17 protein-coding genes are annotated in these 16856 nt (G+C 66.9%); 12 read left to right on the top strand and 5 right to left on the bottom strand.

All coding sequences use genetic code 11. From position 1 onward, the window contains the following. Positions 1-175: 175 nt before the first annotated feature. From N4G42_RS00580 to gstA, 6 genes are all read left to right on the top strand, one after another. Positions 176-772: an NADPH-dependent FMN reductase gene (locus tag N4G42_RS00580; RefSeq protein ID WP_056743165.1), complete on the top strand. Its 597-nt coding sequence runs from the start codon at positions 176-178 to the stop codon at positions 770-772. 12 nt (positions 773-784) lie between these two features. Continuing rightward, positions 785-1105 (top strand): YkgJ family cysteine cluster protein, encoded by a 321-nt coding sequence (locus N4G42_RS00575; protein WP_260665766.1) that lies wholly within the window; start codon positions 785-787, stop codon positions 1103-1105. A 123-nt stretch (positions 1106-1228) separates the two neighbouring features. Further along, positions 1229-2107 carry an RNA polymerase sigma-70 factor gene (locus tag N4G42_RS00570; protein WP_260665765.1) on the top strand — a complete coding sequence of 293 codons (879 nt, stop codon included), beginning with the start codon at positions 1229-1231 and terminating at the stop codon, positions 2105-2107. A gap of 224 nt (positions 2108-2331) precedes the next feature. Further along, on the top strand, positions 2332-2790 hold the full coding sequence (locus N4G42_RS00565) for a carboxymuconolactone decarboxylase family protein (RefSeq protein WP_260665764.1): 459 nt from the start codon (positions 2332-2334) through the stop codon (positions 2788-2790). Positions 2791-3038: 248 nt separating this feature from the next. Further along, entirely contained in the window at positions 3039-3812 is a 774-nt protein-coding gene (locus N4G42_RS00560; RefSeq protein WP_056742476.1) for a class II aldolase/adducin family protein, read from the top strand. Between the two features lie 116 nt (positions 3813-3928). Beyond that, a complete protein-coding gene (gstA, locus tag N4G42_RS00555; protein ID WP_260665763.1) occupies positions 3929-4537 on the top strand; it encodes a glutathione transferase GstA in 609 nt (202 codons plus the stop codon). Between the two features lie 112 nt (positions 4538-4649). Here the strand turns inward: gstA and N4G42_RS00550 are convergent, their stop codons facing one another. Beyond that, positions 4650-5876 carry a YbfB/YjiJ family MFS transporter gene (locus tag N4G42_RS00550; RefSeq protein ID WP_260665762.1) on the bottom strand — a complete coding sequence of 409 codons (1227 nt, stop codon included), beginning with the start codon at positions 5874-5876 and terminating at the stop codon, positions 4650-4652. A gap of 172 nt (positions 5877-6048) precedes the next feature. Between N4G42_RS00550 and N4G42_RS00545 the strand changes: the two genes are divergently transcribed. Next, positions 6049-7152 (top strand): alkene reductase, encoded by a 1104-nt coding sequence (locus N4G42_RS00545; RefSeq protein WP_260665761.1) that lies wholly within the window; start codon positions 6049-6051, stop codon positions 7150-7152. Positions 7153-7256: 104 nt separating this feature from the next. Here the strand turns inward: N4G42_RS00545 and N4G42_RS00540 are convergent, their stop codons facing one another. From N4G42_RS00540 to N4G42_RS00530, 3 genes are all read right to left on the bottom strand, one after another. Continuing rightward, positions 7257-7844, bottom strand: a complete 588-nt coding sequence (locus N4G42_RS00540; protein ID WP_056056944.1) for a hemerythrin domain-containing protein — start codon at positions 7842-7844, stop codon at positions 7257-7259. 154 nt (positions 7845-7998) lie between these two features. After that, the gene (locus N4G42_RS00535) at positions 7999-9666 is read right to left on the bottom strand and encodes a methyl-accepting chemotaxis protein (protein WP_260665760.1); all 1668 of its coding nucleotides are present in this window, start codon (positions 9664-9666) and stop codon (positions 7999-8001) included. A gap of 118 nt (positions 9667-9784) precedes the next feature. Then, the gene (locus N4G42_RS00530) at positions 9785-12046 is read right to left on the bottom strand and encodes a cation-translocating P-type ATPase (RefSeq protein ID WP_260665759.1); all 2262 of its coding nucleotides are present in this window, start codon (positions 12044-12046) and stop codon (positions 9785-9787) included. A 167-nt stretch (positions 12047-12213) separates the two neighbouring features. Here N4G42_RS00530 and N4G42_RS00525 point away from each other — a divergent pair, with 167 nt between their 5' ends. Together N4G42_RS00525 and cueR are read left to right on the top strand one after the other, a co-directional pair. Continuing rightward, positions 12214-12417 carry a heavy-metal-associated domain-containing protein gene (locus N4G42_RS00525; protein WP_260665758.1) on the top strand — a complete coding sequence of 68 codons (204 nt, stop codon included), beginning with the start codon at positions 12214-12216 and terminating at the stop codon, positions 12415-12417. Positions 12418-12453: 36 nt separating this feature from the next. Then, positions 12454-12972 (top strand): Cu(I)-responsive transcriptional regulator, encoded by a 519-nt coding sequence (gene cueR, locus N4G42_RS00520; RefSeq protein WP_260665757.1) that lies wholly within the window; start codon positions 12454-12456, stop codon positions 12970-12972. A 65-nt stretch (positions 12973-13037) separates the two neighbouring features. On the opposite strand, the gene N4G42_RS00515 is transcribed toward cueR, so the two are convergent. Next, complete coding sequence (locus N4G42_RS00515; RefSeq protein WP_260665756.1) at positions 13038-13919, bottom strand: TetR/AcrR family transcriptional regulator; 882 nt, start codon at positions 13917-13919, stop codon at positions 13038-13040. Positions 13920-14074: 155 nt separating this feature from the next. Between N4G42_RS00515 and N4G42_RS00510 the strand changes: the two genes are divergently transcribed. From N4G42_RS00510 to N4G42_RS00500, 3 genes are read left to right on the top strand one after another with little or no spacing between them, the layout of a single operon-like run. Further along, complete coding sequence (locus N4G42_RS00510; protein WP_260665755.1) at positions 14075-14938, top strand: ABC transporter ATP-binding protein; 864 nt, start codon at positions 14075-14077, stop codon at positions 14936-14938. Next, positions 14935-15816 carry a branched-chain amino acid ABC transporter permease gene (locus tag N4G42_RS00505; RefSeq protein ID WP_056742493.1) on the top strand — a complete coding sequence of 294 codons (882 nt, stop codon included), beginning with the start codon at positions 14935-14937 and terminating at the stop codon, positions 15814-15816. Before N4G42_RS00510 ends, N4G42_RS00505 begins: the two co-directional genes overlap by 4 nt. Then, positions 15816-16853 (top strand): branched-chain amino acid ABC transporter permease, encoded by a 1038-nt coding sequence (locus tag N4G42_RS00500; protein ID WP_260665753.1) that lies wholly within the window; start codon positions 15816-15818, stop codon positions 16851-16853. The genes N4G42_RS00505 and N4G42_RS00500 overlap by 1 nt, the downstream gene beginning before the upstream one ends. Positions 16854-16856: the final 3 nt, after the last annotated feature.

The following is a 16856-nucleotide window of genomic DNA, read 5'->3' as shown; positions in this document are numbered from 1 at the left end:
TTTGCATGCTTTTTGTGCAAAGCCCTGGTCACAGCGGTTGCGCCACCCATCCGCAGCGCTACCAGCCCCTGCGGCCTTGCGCGGATGTTCCACGTGAAACAAGCGCCCGCCCCCACACGCCGGAGGGCGGCAGCTTGCAGTATTCCTGCCGTGGCTTTGTGCTCCAATGGCCCGCATGACTACCCAACTTCTCATCTTCGCGGGAAGCACCCGCCAGCAATCCTTCAACCGCAAGCTGGCCCACGCCACCGCTGCCATCGCGCGCGATGCGGGGGCCAGCGTCACGCTGATGGAGCTGTCGGACTTCAACATCCCGCTGTACAACGCCGACCTCGAAGCCCAGGGCACGCCTGCCGACGTGATCCGGCTGAAGGAAATCCTCTGGCAGCACCCGGCCTGGATCATCTGCTCGCCCGAATACAACGGCAGCTACACCGCCCTGCTCAAGAACACCATCGACTGGGCCTCCAGCCCCGTCAAGGGCAACCCCGACTGGCAGGACGGTGGCAAGAGTTTTCGCGGCAAGGTCGTGGGCATGCTGAGTGCCTCGCCCGGCGCTCTGGGCGGCCTGCGCTCGCAAAGCCACCTGGCACCCCTGCTGATCAATGCCGAATGCTGGCTGGCGCCCAAGGCGTTTGCCCTGGGCTCGGCAGGCAGCGCGTTTGACGACAGCGGCGCCCTCGTCCAGCCAGCCCACCGCGACCGCGTGCGTGCCGTGGTGGACCAGGTGCTGTGGGGCGCCAGCCGCCTGCAGCCCGCTGGCGGCCAATAAGGCGGCCCGCCCGTGGACTGCCGCCCCGGTTGCGGCGCCTGCTGCACCGCCCCCTCCATCAGCTCGCCCATCCCCGGAATGCCCCAGGGCAAACCGGCCGGGGTGCGCTGCATTCAGCTGGGGGACGATGCGCGCTGCCGCATCTTTGGCCAACCCGAGCGCCCGGCGGTGTGCGCAGGGCTGATGCCCTCTGCCGAGATGTGCGGCAGCAACCAGGCACACGCCCTGCACTACCTGTACCGGCTGGAATCGCTCACGCAGCCGGCCCCGCGCCCGTTGGCCGTCTCGCGGGGCCACGGAGGGACACTGCAGGCGTTTCAAGCCCCAAAGTGAACTCAAGCGCTAGTGCCACATGCACTAGCAGCTATAAAAACGATAGCTCCAAGCCAGGCTGTCACAAACCGCAGGTGTGCGCCGTCTGTGCTTCACTGAAAGCACTCCACCGCCGCCATTGCCATGACCACCTCTACCGACCCCTTCACCACCCTGCGCCCTCGCCTCTTTGGCATTGCCTACCGCATGCTGGGTGTGCGGGCCGATGCCGAGGATGTGCTGCAGGACGCCTGGCTGCGCTGGAGCCGCACCGACGCCAGCACCCTGCAGTCGGCCGAGGCCTGGCTGGTGACCATCGTCACGCGGCTGTCCATCGACCGGCTGCGGGCGGCCAAGGCCGAGCGTGAGGCCTATGTGGGCTGGTGGCTGCCCGAGCCGCTGGTGGAGCTGGACGCGCACACCCCCGAGTCGGCGGTGGAACTGGCGGGCGAGCTGTCGGTGGCGTTCATGTATGTGCTGGAGCGGCTGGGGCCGGAGGAGCGCGCGGCCTTTTTGCTGCGCCAGGTGTTCGACTACGACTACCCCGAGATCGCCGCCCAGCTGGGCAAGACCGAGGCCAGCTGCCGCCAGATGGTGCACCGCGCCAGCGAGCGCGTGCAGCAGGCGCGCACCCGCTTTGAGGTGCCGCAGGCGGTGCACCACCAGTTGCTGCAGCGCTTCATGAAAGCCGCCCAGAGTGGCGACCGCCATGCCATCGAGGCACTGTTGAGCGAGGACGCACAGCTCATCGGCGATGGGGGCGGGGTGGTGCCCTCGTTCCCCAAGCCGCTGGTGGGGCCGTTTCGCATCACCAACCTGTACTGGGCGGTGTTCCGGCGCCTGGGCGCGCAGGTGGTGTACCGCATGGCGCTCATCAACGGCGAGCCGGGCCTGCTGCGCTATGTGGACGGGCGCATAGAGTCGGCCCAGGCATTTGTGACCGATGGCGAGCGCATCGTGGCCATCTACGCTGTGCGCAACCCGGACAAGCTGGCCGGCATCCCGGCCATGCTGCCGCTGTAAAGACATGGGCATGGCGCCGTCCGCGCAGACCATCACGCGGGCACCTCCGGCGAGTGCGCCAGGGCAGAAAAAACGCAGGCCACCTGTCACAACCCGGCACGGTGCAGCGTCTTGAAGGGTATGGAAGACGGCAGTGTGGCCACACGGTAACAAGGCCACAAGGCTACACACGAGCGCCGTCTTTCACCGCCGTTATCAACACCCTTTCACACCAGGAGTTTTCCATGTCGCAACACAACAGCGCCCGCCTGCCCTACCACCAACTGTCGTCCAAGGCCTTCATGGGCCTGGTCAACGTCTCTGAAACCATCAAGAAAGGCCCGCTGGGCACCCGGCTGGCCGAGCTGGTGTTCCTGCGCATCTCGCAGATCAACGGCTGCGCCTACTGCATGGACATGCACTGGAGCGCGCTCGTCAAGGACGGCGCCAATCCGCGCCACCTCAACGCTGTGGCTGGCTGGCGCGAGGCACCGTTCTTCAGCGAACGCGAACGCGCCGCCTTCCGCTGGGCAGAGATCATCACCGCCACACCCCACAGCGACGCGAGCGATGACGAATACGCCAAGCTGAAGGCCCTGTTCTCCGACGCCGAGATTTCCGACCTGGGCTTTGCCATCGCCATCATCAACGCCTGGAACCTGCTGAACGCGGGCATGCGCGCACCGATTCCACAGGTCGGCTGATCGCTGGCCGATGAGGGTTACGGGCCGGTGAAGGGGACATCGGCCCGTGGGGCCCGCTGCGGGCGCCGTGCACCAAAGATTCGGGTCAAAATGGCCGATAGCGCTAGTGCTTCATGCCTCTTTTGCTATCAATAATGAAGCACAAGGCACCCGACACATGGCCACGGGTGTAGCCTGCCTGACAGACCCAGCCACCGCCCCGCCCTACAGTGGTGTCTTCCCACCCACAACACCGGAGACACCCACCCATGCTCAACATCCCCTCGCTGCAAGGCAGCGTCAGCCCTGAAGAATGGCAGCTGCGCTGCGACCTGGCCGCGTGCTACCGGCTCGTCGCGCTGTACGGCTGGAGCGACCTGGTCTTCACCCACATCAGCGCCAAGCTGCCCGAGTCGGTGTCAGGCCCGGGCGAGCACCATTTCCTCATCAACCCCTATGGCCTCATGTTCGACGAGATCACGGCGTCGAGCCTGATCAAGGTGGACATGCTGTGCAACAAGCTGCACGACTCACCCTTCCCCGTGAATCCTGCCGGCTTCGTGATCCACAGCGCCGTACACGAGGCCCGGCCCGAGGCGGGCTGCGTGCTGCACACCCACACCCGCGCTGGCGTGGCCGTGAGCGCGCAAAAGGGCGGCGTGCTGCCCATCAGCCAGCAAAGCACCTTTGTGCTGGGCTCGCTGGCATACCACGAGTACGAAGGCGTGGCCTTCCGCGACGAAGAAAAGCCGCGCCTGCAGGCCGACCTGGGCGAAGCCAACTTCCTCATGCTGCGCAACCACGGGCTGCTGACGGTGGGCAAGACGATTGCCGACGCCTTCCTGTCCATGTACACCTTCGAGAACACCTGCCGCATCCAGATCGACGCGCAGGCCGGCGGCGAACTGACGCAGGTGAACCCGCAGATCGTGAGCGGCGTGGCCCAGGCCATGCGCGTGCAGACCGGCGGTCTGGGCGGCGCTTTTGCCTGGCCCGCGCTGCTGCGCAAGGTGCAGCGCGACCTGCCCGGATACGACAGCTGACACGACCCCTCCCCGCTGCACCACGCGGCGGGCGCCGGGGTTGCGCCCCGGCGCCTGCAAGAATCCGGCGCAGCGCATAGGATCGGCGGTTTCCGACCGTTTCCAAGGACCGATCCATGAAGCTCTATTACTCCCCCGGCGCCTGCTCCCTGTCCCCCCACATCGCCCTGCAAGAGGCCGGCCTGGCCTACACCCCCGTGCTGGCCAGCACCAAGAGCCACAAGCTGCAGGACGGCACCGACTACTACACCATCAATGCGCTGGGCTACGTGCCCGTGCTGGAGCTGGACAGCGGCGAGCGCCTGCGCGAAGGCCCGGCCATCGTGCAATACATTGCCGATCAGGTGCCCGACAAGCAGCTCGCTCCCGCCAACGGCACCCTGGCGCGCTACCGCCTGCAAGAGTGGCTGACCTTCATCGGCACCGAGCTGCACAAGGGCTTCAGCCCCCTGTTCAACCCCGCCACCCCCGAGGAGTACAAGCCCATGGTGCGCGAGCGCCTGCTGCAACGCCTGCAGTGGGTGGATGGCCAGCTCGCCGGCAAGCAATACCTGATGGGCGACCAGTTCACCGTGGCCGACGGCTACCTGTTCACCGTGACCAACTGGACCCAGCCCACCAAGCTCGATATCTCCGGCCTGGCCAACCTGGCGGCCTACCGTGAACGCGTGGGTGCCCGCCCCGCAGTGCAGGCGGCCATGAAGGCCGAAGGCCTGCTGAAATAGGGACACTCCCCTGAGGCGCTGCGGGACGGCCCTTGCTCGGCGTTCCTGGCCTAGGCCCCGCCAGTATCGATTGGGAGCACGTAGCTCGACGCGCGGCCAAAATCCCTGTGTGCTACAGCGGCTTCTGCCGCCACGCCACCAGCGCCCCCACCCACAACGCGCAGGCCGAGAACACCAGCCCGCGCGCCAGGCCTCCAGGCCCATCGGCGATCCAGCCCACCACCGTGGGCCCCACGATCTGCCCGGCCGCAAACACGATGGTGAACGCGCTGATGCCGCTGGCCCACAGCGCCTGCGGCAGGTTGTGCCGCACCAGCGCCGTGGTCGATGCCACCACGGACAAAAACACCCCGCCAAACAGCAGCCCCGAGGCCAGCACCACCGGCCACGCGCTCGTAATGGCGGGCAGGATGGTGCCCACGCCCAGCAGCGCATTCAGGCGCGCCAGGGCCTCACCGCCCCGGCTGCGGTCCAGCAGCCCGGCCCAGATGCGCGACGACAGCACTACGGCCAGCCCCAGCAAGGCGTAGAACAGCGTCACCTCGCCCGCACCCCGGCCCTGCTCGCGCAGCAGCGCCACCACAAAGGTCATGTAGCCGATATAGCCCACGCCAAACAGGCCGTAACCCAGCAGCGCCGGGGCCAGGGCCCGCCAGCGCACGCGGTCGGGCACTGCTGCCTCCGGTGGAGTCCCCGATGCGGCGGCCACAGGTGCAGCCAGCCCGTTCAACACCCGCGCCGGCCACAGCAATGCCACCGTGGCCGCCACACAGGCCAGCGCCAAAGCCCACCAGGCCCAGGTCCAGCCATGCGGCGCGGGCGCCACACCCAGCACTGCTGGCACCAGCAAGGCCGACAGGCTGATGCCCCAGCCCGTGCCACCGTAATACAGGCCCAGCAGCAATCCGTTGTGCCCCGGCACCTGCGCACCCAGCCGCGCCGCGAGCAGGCCCCCGGCAATGAACACCAGCGCACTGGCCCCACCGGCCAGCAGGCGCTGCGCCAGCAAGGGCGTTGCCTGCGTGAAAAATCCGCTCAGGCCCATAAAAACCGTAGCCATCGTGGCGCCCACCAACAGCACTGCGCCCGGGGCCGCACGCCGCAACAGCCAGGGCGTGGCCAGAGCGCCCAGCAGATAGCCCAGCGCGTTCGCCGTGTTCATGCCCCCGGCCAGCGTGTACGACCAGCCCAGGTCTTCGCGCATGGGCGGCAGCAACAGGGCATAGGCAAACCGCGTGATGCCCAGCGAAATGGCGGCGCCCATCGACAGGGCCACGGCGAGCCACAGGCTGCGCAACGGGGAAACAGGGAACGGTGCGGGGGGCGGTAGCAAGGGCATGGCCTTTCATTCTCATGCAACGGCCACGGTGCTGCAGAAGTGACGGGCTTGAGCGACTCGGTTAACACAAAACCGGTGCCCTTGTTGACGCCAGTGCGCTGCACGTTTTGCGCTGCAGCATTAAGCTGCAAGGCTGCTTTGTTTGCACGTACCTCTACAGGACACCTTCAACATGACCTCTTTGTTTGAACCCACCCGCGCGGGCGACCTCCAGCTGGCCAACCGCATCGCCATGGCGCCGCTCACGCGCAACCGCTCGCCCGAGGCCATCCCCACCGACCTGGTCGCCACCTACTACGCGCAGCGCGCCAGTGCCGGTCTCATCATTTCCGAGGCCACAGCCATCAGCCCGCAAGCCCAGGGCTATGCCGATGTGCCCGGCCTGTACGGCACCGAGCAGCTGGACGGCTGGAAGAAGGTGACCCGCGCCGTGCACGATGCCGGCGGCAAGATCGTGGTGCAGCTGTGGCATGTGGGCCGTGTCTCGCACACCGACCTGCAGCCGGGCAACGCCGCACCCGTCGCACCCTCGGCCGTGCAGGCCAACACCAAGACCGTGCTCATCAAGGACGGCGTGCCCACCTTCACCCCCACCTCCATGCCCCGCGCACTCGACGCCGAAGAGATCCCCGGCATCGTGCAGGACTACCGCCACGCCGCGCGCAACGCCATTGCGTCGGGTTTTGACGGTGTGGAAATCCACGCGGCCAACGGCTACCTGATCGACCAGTTCCTCAAGACCGGTGCCAACCAGCGCACCGACGACTACGGCGGCAGCATTGCCAACCGCGCCCGTCTGCTGCTCGAAGTGACCCGCGCCATCGTCGAGGAAATCGGCGGCGGCCGCACCGGCATCCGCCTGTCGCCCGTCACCCCTGCCAACGACATCGTGGACGCCGACCCACAGCCCCTGTTCGACCACGTGGTGCGCCATCTGGGCCCGCTGGGCCTGGCCTACATCCACATCATCGAAGGCGCCACCGGTGGCCCGCGCGAGGTGGAAGGTCGCCCGTTTGACTACGCCGCCCTCAAGGCCGCCTACCGTGCGACGGGTGGCAAGGGTGCATGGATGGTCAACAACGCCTACACCCGCGAGCTGGCCGATGCCGCCCTGGCCAACGGTGCCGACATCGTGGCCTTTGGCCGCCCCTTCATCGCCAACCCCGACCTGGTGGCGCGCCTGAAAGCCAACGCACCGCTCAACGAGGTGAACCGCGCCACGCTGTACGGCGGCGGGGCCGAGGGGTACACGGACTACCCGGCGCTCAGCGCCTGAGTCTGCACCGCGCCGGAACGGCCCCATGGGGCCGCACCGGTTGCAGCTGCCGCTGCGCGAGCCAGCGGTCGCCTGCCGCAGTCAGCACCAAACGGCGCAGTCGCTCAGGAGGGTGAGCCGAGCCCGATCGGACTGGGCGCCCGCATGACGATGCGGGTGAAGAGCCGGTCATAGGCCGCGTCGCGCGGCTTGCCCGGGGCCAGCGGGTTGGTGTTGCTGGCAAAGGCCGCGTCGATGGCGGTCCAGTCGCCCGGCTGCAGGGTCTCCTGCGCGGCGGGCAGCACCACGGTTTCTTCCAGGCGCATGTGCTCCAGATAAAAGCGGATGTAGCGCTCCAGCGCCAGCGCAAACGCCTCGCGGCGCGCGTCGCCCATCAGCTCCCAGCCCAGCAGCAGGTGCTGCAGTTCGCGCACGGCGGCCTCACCGCCCTCATGGTCACGCTCCAGCTGGGCGATGGCCTCGGCCGCCTGGGGCGAGCGCTCGGCCACCCTGGGGAACAGCCACTGCGACTCCTTGGGGTGGTGCTGGCGCTCGGGAAACTCGTCGATGTAGAACAGCATGGCCCGCATCACGTCAAAGAACGCGGCGGGCTCGTCGCCCGGGCCCTGGTCCAGCATCAGGCGCAGCGAGTGCAGCACCGCCGCGAGCGACGCATGCTCCTCGCGAATGGTTCGCAGACTGATCGACGGCATGGCGCACTCCCCAGGTTCAACAAGGCCCCAAGGGTGCCACGCGTGCACGGGTGCGCCCATGACGCAGGTCAATAAACCGCCGGGCAGCTCTGCCCACAAAAAAGCCCCGCAGACCAAGCCTGCGGGGCTCATCGGTAGAAAAGGCCTGGTGCGGTCAGTGCGTCAGGCGCGCCTGCGCGGCGCCTGTTGCCAGCGCCTGGGTTTGATGCCCTGCATACGGTGCGGCCACCGCACCGCCGTGGCCGTAGCCGGCTGCAGATTCGGCCAGGCGGAACTGCTGCACCACATGCGACAGGCGCGCGGCCTGCTCGCGCAGCGACTCGGCGGCTGCGGCGGATTCCTCCACCAGCGCCGCGTTCTGCTGCGTCATGCGGTCGATCTCGCCCACCGAACTGTTCACCTGGCCGATGCCAGCCGACTGCTCGGACGCAGCCGCCGTGATCTCGCCAATGATGTCGCCCACGCGCTGCACGCTGCTCACGATGTCCTTCATGGCCGTGCCGGCTTCTTCCACATGGCGCACGCCGCCGTCCACGGCCGTCACGCTGCTCTGGATCAGGCCCTTGATGTCGCTGGCCGCCGCTGCGCTGCGCTGCGCCAGGCTGCGCACCTCGCTGGCCACCACGGCAAAGCCCCGGCCCTGCTCGCCTGCACGGGCAGCTTCCACCGCAGCGTTCAGCGCCAGGATGTTGGTCTGGAAGGCAATGGAGTCGATCAGGCCGATGATGTCGCCGATCTTGCGGCTCGATGTCGAAATCTCATGCATGCTGGCCACGGCCTGCTGCACCACGCCGCCACCGTGTGTGGCCATCTGCGAGGCCGACGCGGCCAGCTGGTTTGCCATCTGCGACGACGATGCCGTCTGCTGCACCGTGGACGTGAGCTGCGACAGCGAGGACACGGCCTCCTGCGCGTTGCTGGCCGTCTGCTCGGTGCGCTGCGACAGGTCCTGGTTGCCCGTGGCGATCTCCTGGCTGGCCGTGGCGATGTTGCCGCTGGCATCCCGCACCTGCGCCACCAGCGCACTCAGGCCCTGCTGCATGTCGCGCAGCGCGCGCTGCAAATCGGCCACTTCGTCCTTGCCCTCGGCAGCAATGTGCTGCGACAGGTCGCCGCCCGCAATCGCCTGGGCCATCTTGCGTGCGTCTTCCAGCGGCTTGCAAATGGAGTTCATGTTCATCAGCGTGGTGGGCACCACCACCACCACGGTGATCAGCACCGCCAGCACAAACAGCCACTTGGTCTGGTTGGACACTTCGCTTTGCTGCGCCACGGACTTGGCCACCTCGGCGCGCAGCACCGAGTCCAGCTCGGCCATCAGCTTGTCGGCCTCGGCAAACTCCGCCACGGCCTTGCCGCTCATGCGGTTGGCAATGGTGGCGGTGTCATAGCCACCCGCCTCCAGCTGGCGCGCCACGTGCGCAAACAGCTCGCGGTAGCTGTCCAGGCGCTTGACGATGTTGCGCACCACCGGGTTGTCAGAGTCCTCCTCGCCTTCCAGGAACTTGTTGGCAATCTTCTTGGCCTTGTCCTGGCTCTCCACCCACTTGGCATGTGCGGCCTTCACGGCTTCGGGCTTCTCGTAGCCAATGATCATGTCCTTCTCGAACTGGCGGATGGCACCCATTTCGCCCCGCAGCTCGGCCATGTAACCCACCTCGGCGAACGAGTGGTCCATGAAGTCCTGGCTCATGTTGTGGATGCGGAACATGCCCAGCATGCCCGCGCCCCCCAGCAGCCCCAGCAGCCCCAGCACCACGCCAATGGCACCCAGCATGCGCAAACGTATGGTGAACTGCCGCATGAGCGAGAAGAGATTCATGATCTGTCGTCCTTGATATAGCTATGCCAATGCGGTCGCCGCACCTCCCCCGAGGCGACGGATTCGCAACAAATCGTTGCAGTTTGCCAGACATCGATGACCGTGCTGTACGTATTTATCACATGCGCCACCGCTTGAGTAAGAGGGCATTCGCCATCACGCTGACCGAACTCAGCGCCATGGCCGCGCCCGCCACCACCGGGTTCAGGTAGCCCAGCGCCGCCAGCGGAATGCCCGCCACGTTGTATGCAAACGCCCAGAACAGGTTCTGGCGGATCTTCATCACCGTGCGGTGCGAAATATCCAGCGCCGCCGCCACCAGCATCGGGTCACCGCGCATCAGCGTGATACCCGCTGCGTGCATGGCCACATCAGTCCCGTTGCCCATGGCCATGCCCACATCGGCCGCCGCCAGCGCGGGGGCATCGTTAACGCCGTCGCCCACCATCGCCACATGATGGTGCTTGCCATCGGTGCCCTGTTGCAACGCAGCCACCTTGGCCGCCTTGTCGCCCGGCAACACCTCGGCCATCACCTCGCCCGCGGCCGGGTCCAGCCCCAGGCGCCGGGCCATGGCCTCGGCCGCGCCCCGGTTGTCGCCCGACACCATCACGGTGCGAATGCCGCGCGCCTTGAGCGCCGCCAAAGCTTCGCGCGCGCCCGGCTTGGGCTCGTCGCCAAAGGCCATCAATGCCCGCAGCGCCAACCCTTCCGTGACCCGCTGGGCCACGGCCGACACCGTGGCGCCTTCGCGCTGCAACGCCTCCGCGCGGTCTGACAGCGGGCCCAGGCCCACCCCCAGCTCCTGCATCCAGCGCAGGCTGCCCACCAGGTAGCTCTGGCCGTCCACCTCGCCCTCGGTGCCGCGCCCGGGCACGGCGCGCACGTCCTGCGCGGTGGCCACGTGGATCTGCCGCTCGCCCGCAGCCGCCACCACCGCGCGCGCCAGGGGGTGTTCGCTACCGCTTTGCACTGCGGCCACGGCCGCCATCACCGCCGTATCGTCCAGACCCGGCACCACCTCAAACGCCGTGAGCCGGGGCTGGCCCACGGTCAGCGTGCCGGTCTTGTCAAAGGCCACCGTATCCACCTTGTGCGCCAGCTCCAGCGCCTGCACGTCCTTGATCAGGATGCCGTGTTTGGCCGCCACGCCCGTACCCGCCATGATGGCCGCGGGCGTGGCCAGCCCCAGCGCACAGGGGCAGGCAATCACCATCACGGCCACGGCGTGGATCAGCGCCGCCTCCAGCCCCGCACCCATGGCCAGCCAGCCCGCCAGGGTCACCAGCGCCACCACCAGCACCACCGGCACGAAGATGGCCGACACCTGGTCCACCAGCCGCTGGATGGGCGCCTTGGCGGCCTGCGCGTCTTCCACCAGCCGAATGATCTGGGCCAGCACCGTCTCGGCGCCCACGGCCGTCACCGCCATCACGATGCGTCCATCGCCATTGATCGATCCACCCGTCAGCGCCGCGCCCACATCGCGCGCCACCGGCAGGGGCTCACCGGTCAGCATGGATTCGTCCACCTGCGTGTGGCCCTCGTGCACCGTGCCATCGACGGGGATGCGCTCGCCAGGCCGCACCACCAATTGATCGCCCACCAGCACCTCGGACACCGGCACATCCACCTCGCCCTGCTTGGTCAGCAAATGCACCACATCGGGCCGCAGCGCGTGCAGCGCACGGATGGCCGCCGTGGTCTGGCGCTTGGCGCGCGCCTCCAGCCACTTGCCCAGCAGCACCAGCGTGACCACCACGGCCGACGCCTCGAAGTACAGGTGCGGCACATGCCCCGGGTGGTCTGAGGGCGCCGTGAGCCACAGCCACATCGACAGGCCCCAACCCGCGCTGGTGCCCAGCGCCACCAGCAAGTCCATGTTGCCGCTCAGCGCCTTGGCCGCATGCCAGCCCGCCTTGTAAAACCGCGCCCCCAGGATGAACTGCACCGGCGTGGCCAGCACAAACTGCACCCAGGCGGGCAGCATCCAGTGCTGGCCGAACAGGTCGCCGATCATGGGCAGCACCAGCGGCGCCGACAGCAGCAGGCCAATGCCCACGGGTAAAAAGCCGGCCCAGGGCGACAAGTCCTCCGGAGCATCCTCCTGCCCCGCCGCACGCGGCTCGTAGCCCGCATTGCGCACCGCGCGGCGCAGGACCGCCTCCATGGCCGCGGGGTCAGCGCCTACCTGCGTGACAAAGGCAATGCGCGCAGACTCGGTCGCCAGATTGACCGAGGCCTCCTGCACGCCCGGCACCTTGCGCAGCGCGCGCTCCACACGGCCCACGCAGCTTGCGCAGGTCATGCCAGAAATGCCCAGGTCCAGCGAGTGCACAGACCCAGGCGCGGTGTTGAGGGGGGTGGTGATGGTGTTCATGGCCGGGATGCTGATCCTTGACGTGATGGCAAGGTCAAGCATTGATATTGATCAACCCTCACATCATGAGTGTCTTGAGCGGTGTTTGACTCTGCCACGATGTCAAGCTTCAACATTCACTTCGGTCGCTTTAACGGCCCTCTTGAAAACCAACCCGAGGACACCCCATGACAACCACCACTACTTTCCAAGTTCAGGGCATGACCTGTGGCCACTGCGAACGCGCCGTCACCCAGGCCGTGCAGCAGGTAGACCCCGACGCCCAGGTGCGCATCGACCGCGCCAGCGGCAAGGTGGACGTGGACAGCACCGCCCCCCGCGAAGCCCTGGCCGCCGCCATTGCCGAAGAAGGCTACACCGTCGCGGCCTGAGCGCCGCGCCACCACGCACCCAGCGAGGGCCACACCATGACCATGCCCCATTCCCCAGATGCCGCGCCGACCACGCGCGCCAAGGCCGCAGCACCCCGCCCCATCGCCTGGCCTGTGCCCATCGGCGTCGCTGCCAAGCGCGCAGGCATCTCGGCGCGCATGGTGCGGCACTACGAATCGCTGGGCCTCATCAACGGCGTGGCGCGCACCGACAGCGGCTACCGCCAGTACACCGAGGCCGACGTGCACGCCCTGCACTTCATCCGCCGCAGCCGCGACCTGGGCTTTTCGATGGAAGAAATCGCCGAACTGCTGGGCCTGTGGCACGACCGCAGCCGCGCCAGCAGCCAGGTCAAGCGCATCGCCCAACAACACATCGACGACCTGAGCGAACGCATCGCCCAGATGCAGGCCATGCAGCGCAGCCTGCAAACGCTGGTGTCCTGCTGCCAGGGCAACGACCGGCCGGACTGCCCCATCCTGGACGACCTGGCAGCGGGGCAGGCAGAACACCACACGCCCAGGATTCCGCGCAAGACGCTACCAAATCAATAGCTACTCGCACATGTTCGACTAGCGCTTGGAGCGGTTTTTCTTTGAAATCTGTATGGGAAGGCCCGTCAGGCACCACCCAAACGCGCTGGAGCCTTGACCTTGCCAACTGCCGTTTTGCGGCGGGGTGCGGTCGCTGGCGCGGCCCCCGTGTCCGCGGCTGAAACCGGGGCCTGCGCAGACCGCCGCAGCACCCCATCGCACAGCGTCGCAATGCACTGCTGCGCCACCTGCTCGGGCGTGTATTCGCCATCGGGCTGGTACCAGCGGCCGATCCAGCTCAGGGCACCGGCAATCACAAAGGCCGTCATCTTCGGGTCGCAGGGCTGCAGCGATCCCTCGGCCACACCCTCGGCCACGAGGCGGCGGAATTCCTGGTCGATGGCGGACTTCAGGCGGCGCAGTTCCTTGCGGCTTTCGGGGGGCAGCTGCTCGTCCCCCACGCGGATCAGGCACATGCCGAAGTCCATGGTGACGATGCGCGCGTACACCTGCATGCAGGTCATGAGCTGGTCAATGGCCTTGCCGCCCGCAGCGCGCGAGGCGTCAATCCCCTCCAGCATCATCGTGAGCCCCTTGCTCACGCACTGCAGCAGGATCTCGTCCTTGTTCTTCACGTAGTAGTACAGCGTGGGCTTGGTCACGTTCAGGCGCGCGGCGATGTCGTCGAGCGAGGTGGCGTGAAAGCCGCGTTCGTTGAACAGCTGGGCCGCTGCCTGCAGCACGGCATTGCGTTTGGCCTCGCGCTGGCGCTCGCGGTGCGACACCGGGGGCCAGGGAGACGCCGCAGCGGTCGGGGCTGGCGCAGGGGCGGCTGGGGCCGACTCAACCTTCGCGGTTTTTTTGACCGGCTTGGCCAGCTTGACCTGTTTGGCAGCGGGTGCAGAAGACGGCGCTGCGGCGGTGGGGGTGGCGCTGCGGCGTCGGGTTGCCACTTTGGCGTGGGGCATGGATGGCAGTTCCTCGGGAAAGTACGGATGCTGATGAGGGTCGCGGCTTCCAGAATCTACTTGCGAGTAAACAGTTTACGCATAAGTAGGAAATTTGCGCTGGGTTCCATCGAAATTTCTGTCAAAAGCTGCAGTCAACCCGTATTAGAAAGCCAATGGAGACAACCCCTTCCGGCCCCGCTGCTGCCACGCCCCTGCTGCAGGTGCAGGGCGTGACCCTGGCGTTCGGTGGCGTGAAGGCGCTGACCGGCGTAGGCTTTGACGTGCAGCCCGGCTCCATCACCGCCGTCATTGGCCCCAACGGTGCGGGCAAGACCTCGCTGTTCAACACCATCTCGGGCTTTTACCGGCCCAGCCAGGGCTCGATCCGCTTTCAGGGGCAGGACATCACCCGAGTGCCCGCACCGCAGCGCGCCAAGCTGGGCCTGGGACGCAGCTTTCAGAACATCGCGCTGTTTCGCGGCATGACGGTGCTGGACAACATCAAGCTCGGCCGCCACGCACACCTCAAGACGAACGTGCTCGACGCCCTGTTCTACCTGGGCCGCGCGCGCCGCGAAGAAGCCGAGCTGCGCAGTGACATCGAGGAACGCATCATCGACTTCCTCGAAATCGACCACATCCGCCACGCACCCGTTTCGGCCCTGCCCTACGGCCTGCAAAAGCGCGTGGAAATGGCCCGCGCGCTGGCCATGCAGCCGCAGATCCTGATGCTGGACGAACCCGTGGCCGGCATGAACCGCGAAGAGACCGAAGACATGGCGCGCTTCATCCTCGACGTGCGCGAGGAATGGGGCGTGACGGTGCTGATGGTGGAGCACGACATGGGCATGGTGATGGACCTGTCGGACCACGTGGTGGTGCTCAACTTCGGCCAGGTCATTGCACAGGGCACACCCGCCGTGGTGCAAGCCGATCCCGAGGTCATCCGCGCTTACCTGGGTGCGGGCGATGTGGGCGACCTGCGCGCCAGGCTGCGGGCTGGTGGCCAATCTGCAAACACACAGGGAGCCGCATGATGGATTGGGCCTACCTGTTTGAAATCAGCCTCACCGGCATCGCCGGTGGCGGGCTCTACGCACTGGCCGCACTGGCTTTCGTCATGGTCTACAAGGCCACGCGCGTGGTCAACATTGCCATTGGCGAGCTGCTGATGGTGGGGGCCTACCTGTTCTTCACCTTCGCGTCGATGTTCGCGCTGCCGCTGTGGCTGGCCATCCCCGCCGCCGTGCTGGGCACGGGCCTGCTGGGCGCGGTGATCGAGCGCACCATGATCCGCCCGCTGCTGGGCGAACCGCCGATCTCGGTCTTCATGGTCACCGTGGGCCTGGCCTCGGTGCTCGTGGGCCTGGTCGAGATGATCTGGACGGCCGACCAGCGCCGCCTGCCCGACTTCATGCCCACGCAGCCCATCATGGTGGGGGATGCATTCCTCGCACCCAAGGTGTTCTGGGGCGCCGTGATCGCCATCGTGTTCATCGCGGCAGTGCTGGTGGTGTTCCGCTTCTGGCGCGGCGGCGTGGCCTTGCGCGCCACGGCCAGCGACCAGGCCGCCGCGTACTCGGTGGGCATCAACGTGCCGCGCGTGTTCTCGCTGGCCTGGGTGGCCTCGGCCATGCTGGCTGCCATCTCCGGGATCATCGTTGGCTCAATTGGCGGCATCTCGTCCAGCATGGGCGTGTTCGGTCTTTCAGTGCTGGTGGTGGTCATCGTGGGCGGGCTCGACAGTGTGCTGGGCGCGCTCGTCGGCGGCATCCTCATCGGCCTGATCGAGGCGCTGGCCGGGGCCTACCTGGGTGGCGAATACAAGCTGCTGGCCACCTTCATCGTGCTGGTGGCGGTGCTGCTGGTGCGGCCGTACGGCCTGTTCGGCACCCATGAGATAGAGAGACTCTGATGCGCATCGGAACCCTCAAGGAAACCTACATCGCCGACGCGGCGCTGTTCGACTCGCGCACGCAAAAAGTGTGGCTGGCCGTGGGCGCTGCGCTGCTGGTGCTTTTCCCCTTCATGGCCAGCGACTACTGGCTCTACCTGGCCTGCCTGGTCAGCATCAATGTGGCCAGTGCCACGGGGCTCAACATCCTCACAGGCTACACGGGCCTCGTCAGCCTGGGGCAGGCGGCCTTCATGGGCCTGGGGGCTTACACGGTGGCCGTGCTGGAAACCAAGGTGGGCACGCCCTTTGTGCTCAACCTGCTGGCAGGTGGCTTTGTCGCCATGCTGGGCGGCATCGTGGTGGGCATTCCTTCGCTGCGCGTGAAAGGGCTGTACCTGGCGATTGCCACCATTGCCGCATCGTTCATCGCGCACTTCATCTTTGCCAACTGGAAGTTCACCGGCGGCACCGGTGGCCTGAGCGTGCCGCCCGCCAAGCTGTTCGGCATGGCGCTCGACACCTCGTTCCGGCTGTACTGGCTCATCGTGCCAGTCACCCTCCTCATGCTCCTGGGCGCGGCCAACCTGTTTCGCACGCGCGTGGGCCGTGCCTTCATCGCGATTCGCGACCGCGACATCTCGGCCGAGGTGCTGGGCATACCGCTGCTGCGCTACAAGCTGCTGTCGTTTGGGCTGTCGTCGTTCTATGCAGGCGTGGCCGGGGGCCTGTGGGCGTATTTCTTTCGCGTGGTCACGCCCGAGAGCTTTCCTCTGCTCATGTCCATCTTCTTCCTCGCGGCCATCATCGTCGGTGGCATGGGCTCCATCCTGGGCGGCATCCTGGGCGCGGTGTTCATGACCATGGTTCCTGAATTGCTCAAGCTCGTGGTGGGCCTGCTGCCCGGGGGTGCGGAACTCACCGTGTTCCTCTCGCCTGTACGCACCGTCATTTTTGGCCTGCTCATCATCGGTTTCCTCGTCTTCGAGCCCCATGGCCTGGCCGAAGTGTGGCGGCGCATCCGCCGTTTTTTCCATCTCTGGCCTTTCCGCAACTAATCC

This window comes from Acidovorax sp. K2F, from assembly GCF_025246485.1.
GTDB classification, from domain to species: Bacteria; Pseudomonadota; Gammaproteobacteria; order Burkholderiales; family Burkholderiaceae_C; genus Acidovorax; species Acidovorax delafieldii.
Note: the sequence above shows the minus strand (reverse complement) of the source record. Positions and strands in the feature narration are given on the sequence as shown.

Excerpts from the sequence above, each read along its gene's own strand:
- N4G42_RS00580 (WP_056743165.1), top strand. The coding sequence starts at position 176 with ATGACTACCCAACTTCTCATCTTCGCGGGAAGCACCCGCCAGCAATCC.
- N4G42_RS00570 (WP_260665765.1), top strand. The coding sequence starts at position 1,229 with ATGACCACCTCTACCGACCCCTTCACCACCCTGCGCCCTCGCCTCTTT.
- N4G42_RS00565 (WP_260665764.1), top strand. The coding sequence starts at position 2,332 with ATGTCGCAACACAACAGCGCCCGCCTGCCCTACCACCAACTGTCGTCC.
- N4G42_RS00560 (WP_056742476.1), top strand. The coding sequence starts at position 3,039 with ATGCTCAACATCCCCTCGCTGCAAGGCAGCGTCAGCCCTGAAGAATGG.
- gstA (WP_260665763.1), top strand. The coding sequence starts at position 3,929 with ATGAAGCTCTATTACTCCCCCGGCGCCTGCTCCCTGTCCCCCCACATC.
- N4G42_RS00550 (WP_260665762.1), bottom strand. The coding sequence starts at position 5,876 with ATGCCCTTGCTACCGCCCCCCGCACCGTTCCCTGTTTCCCCGTTGCGC.
- N4G42_RS00545 (WP_260665761.1), top strand. The coding sequence starts at position 6,049 with ATGACCTCTTTGTTTGAACCCACCCGCGCGGGCGACCTCCAGCTGGCC.
- N4G42_RS00540 (WP_056056944.1), bottom strand. The coding sequence starts at position 7,844 with ATGCCGTCGATCAGTCTGCGAACCATTCGCGAGGAGCATGCGTCGCTC.
- N4G42_RS00535 (WP_260665760.1), bottom strand. The coding sequence starts at position 9,666 with ATGAATCTCTTCTCGCTCATGCGGCAGTTCACCATACGTTTGCGCATG.
- N4G42_RS00530 (WP_260665759.1), bottom strand. The coding sequence starts at position 12,046 with ATGAACACCATCACCACCCCCCTCAACACCGCGCCTGGGTCTGTGCAC.
- N4G42_RS00525 (WP_260665758.1), top strand. The coding sequence starts at position 12,214 with ATGACAACCACCACTACTTTCCAAGTTCAGGGCATGACCTGTGGCCAC.
- cueR (WP_260665757.1), top strand. The coding sequence starts at position 12,454 with ATGACCATGCCCCATTCCCCAGATGCCGCGCCGACCACGCGCGCCAAG.
- N4G42_RS00515 (WP_260665756.1), bottom strand. The coding sequence starts at position 13,919 with ATGCCCCACGCCAAAGTGGCAACCCGACGCCGCAGCGCCACCCCCACC.
- N4G42_RS00510 (WP_260665755.1), top strand. The coding sequence starts at position 14,075 with ATGGAGACAACCCCTTCCGGCCCCGCTGCTGCCACGCCCCTGCTGCAG.
- N4G42_RS00505 (WP_056742493.1), top strand. The coding sequence starts at position 14,935 with ATGATGGATTGGGCCTACCTGTTTGAAATCAGCCTCACCGGCATCGCC.
- N4G42_RS00500 (WP_260665753.1), top strand. The coding sequence starts at position 15,816 with ATGCGCATCGGAACCCTCAAGGAAACCTACATCGCCGACGCGGCGCTG.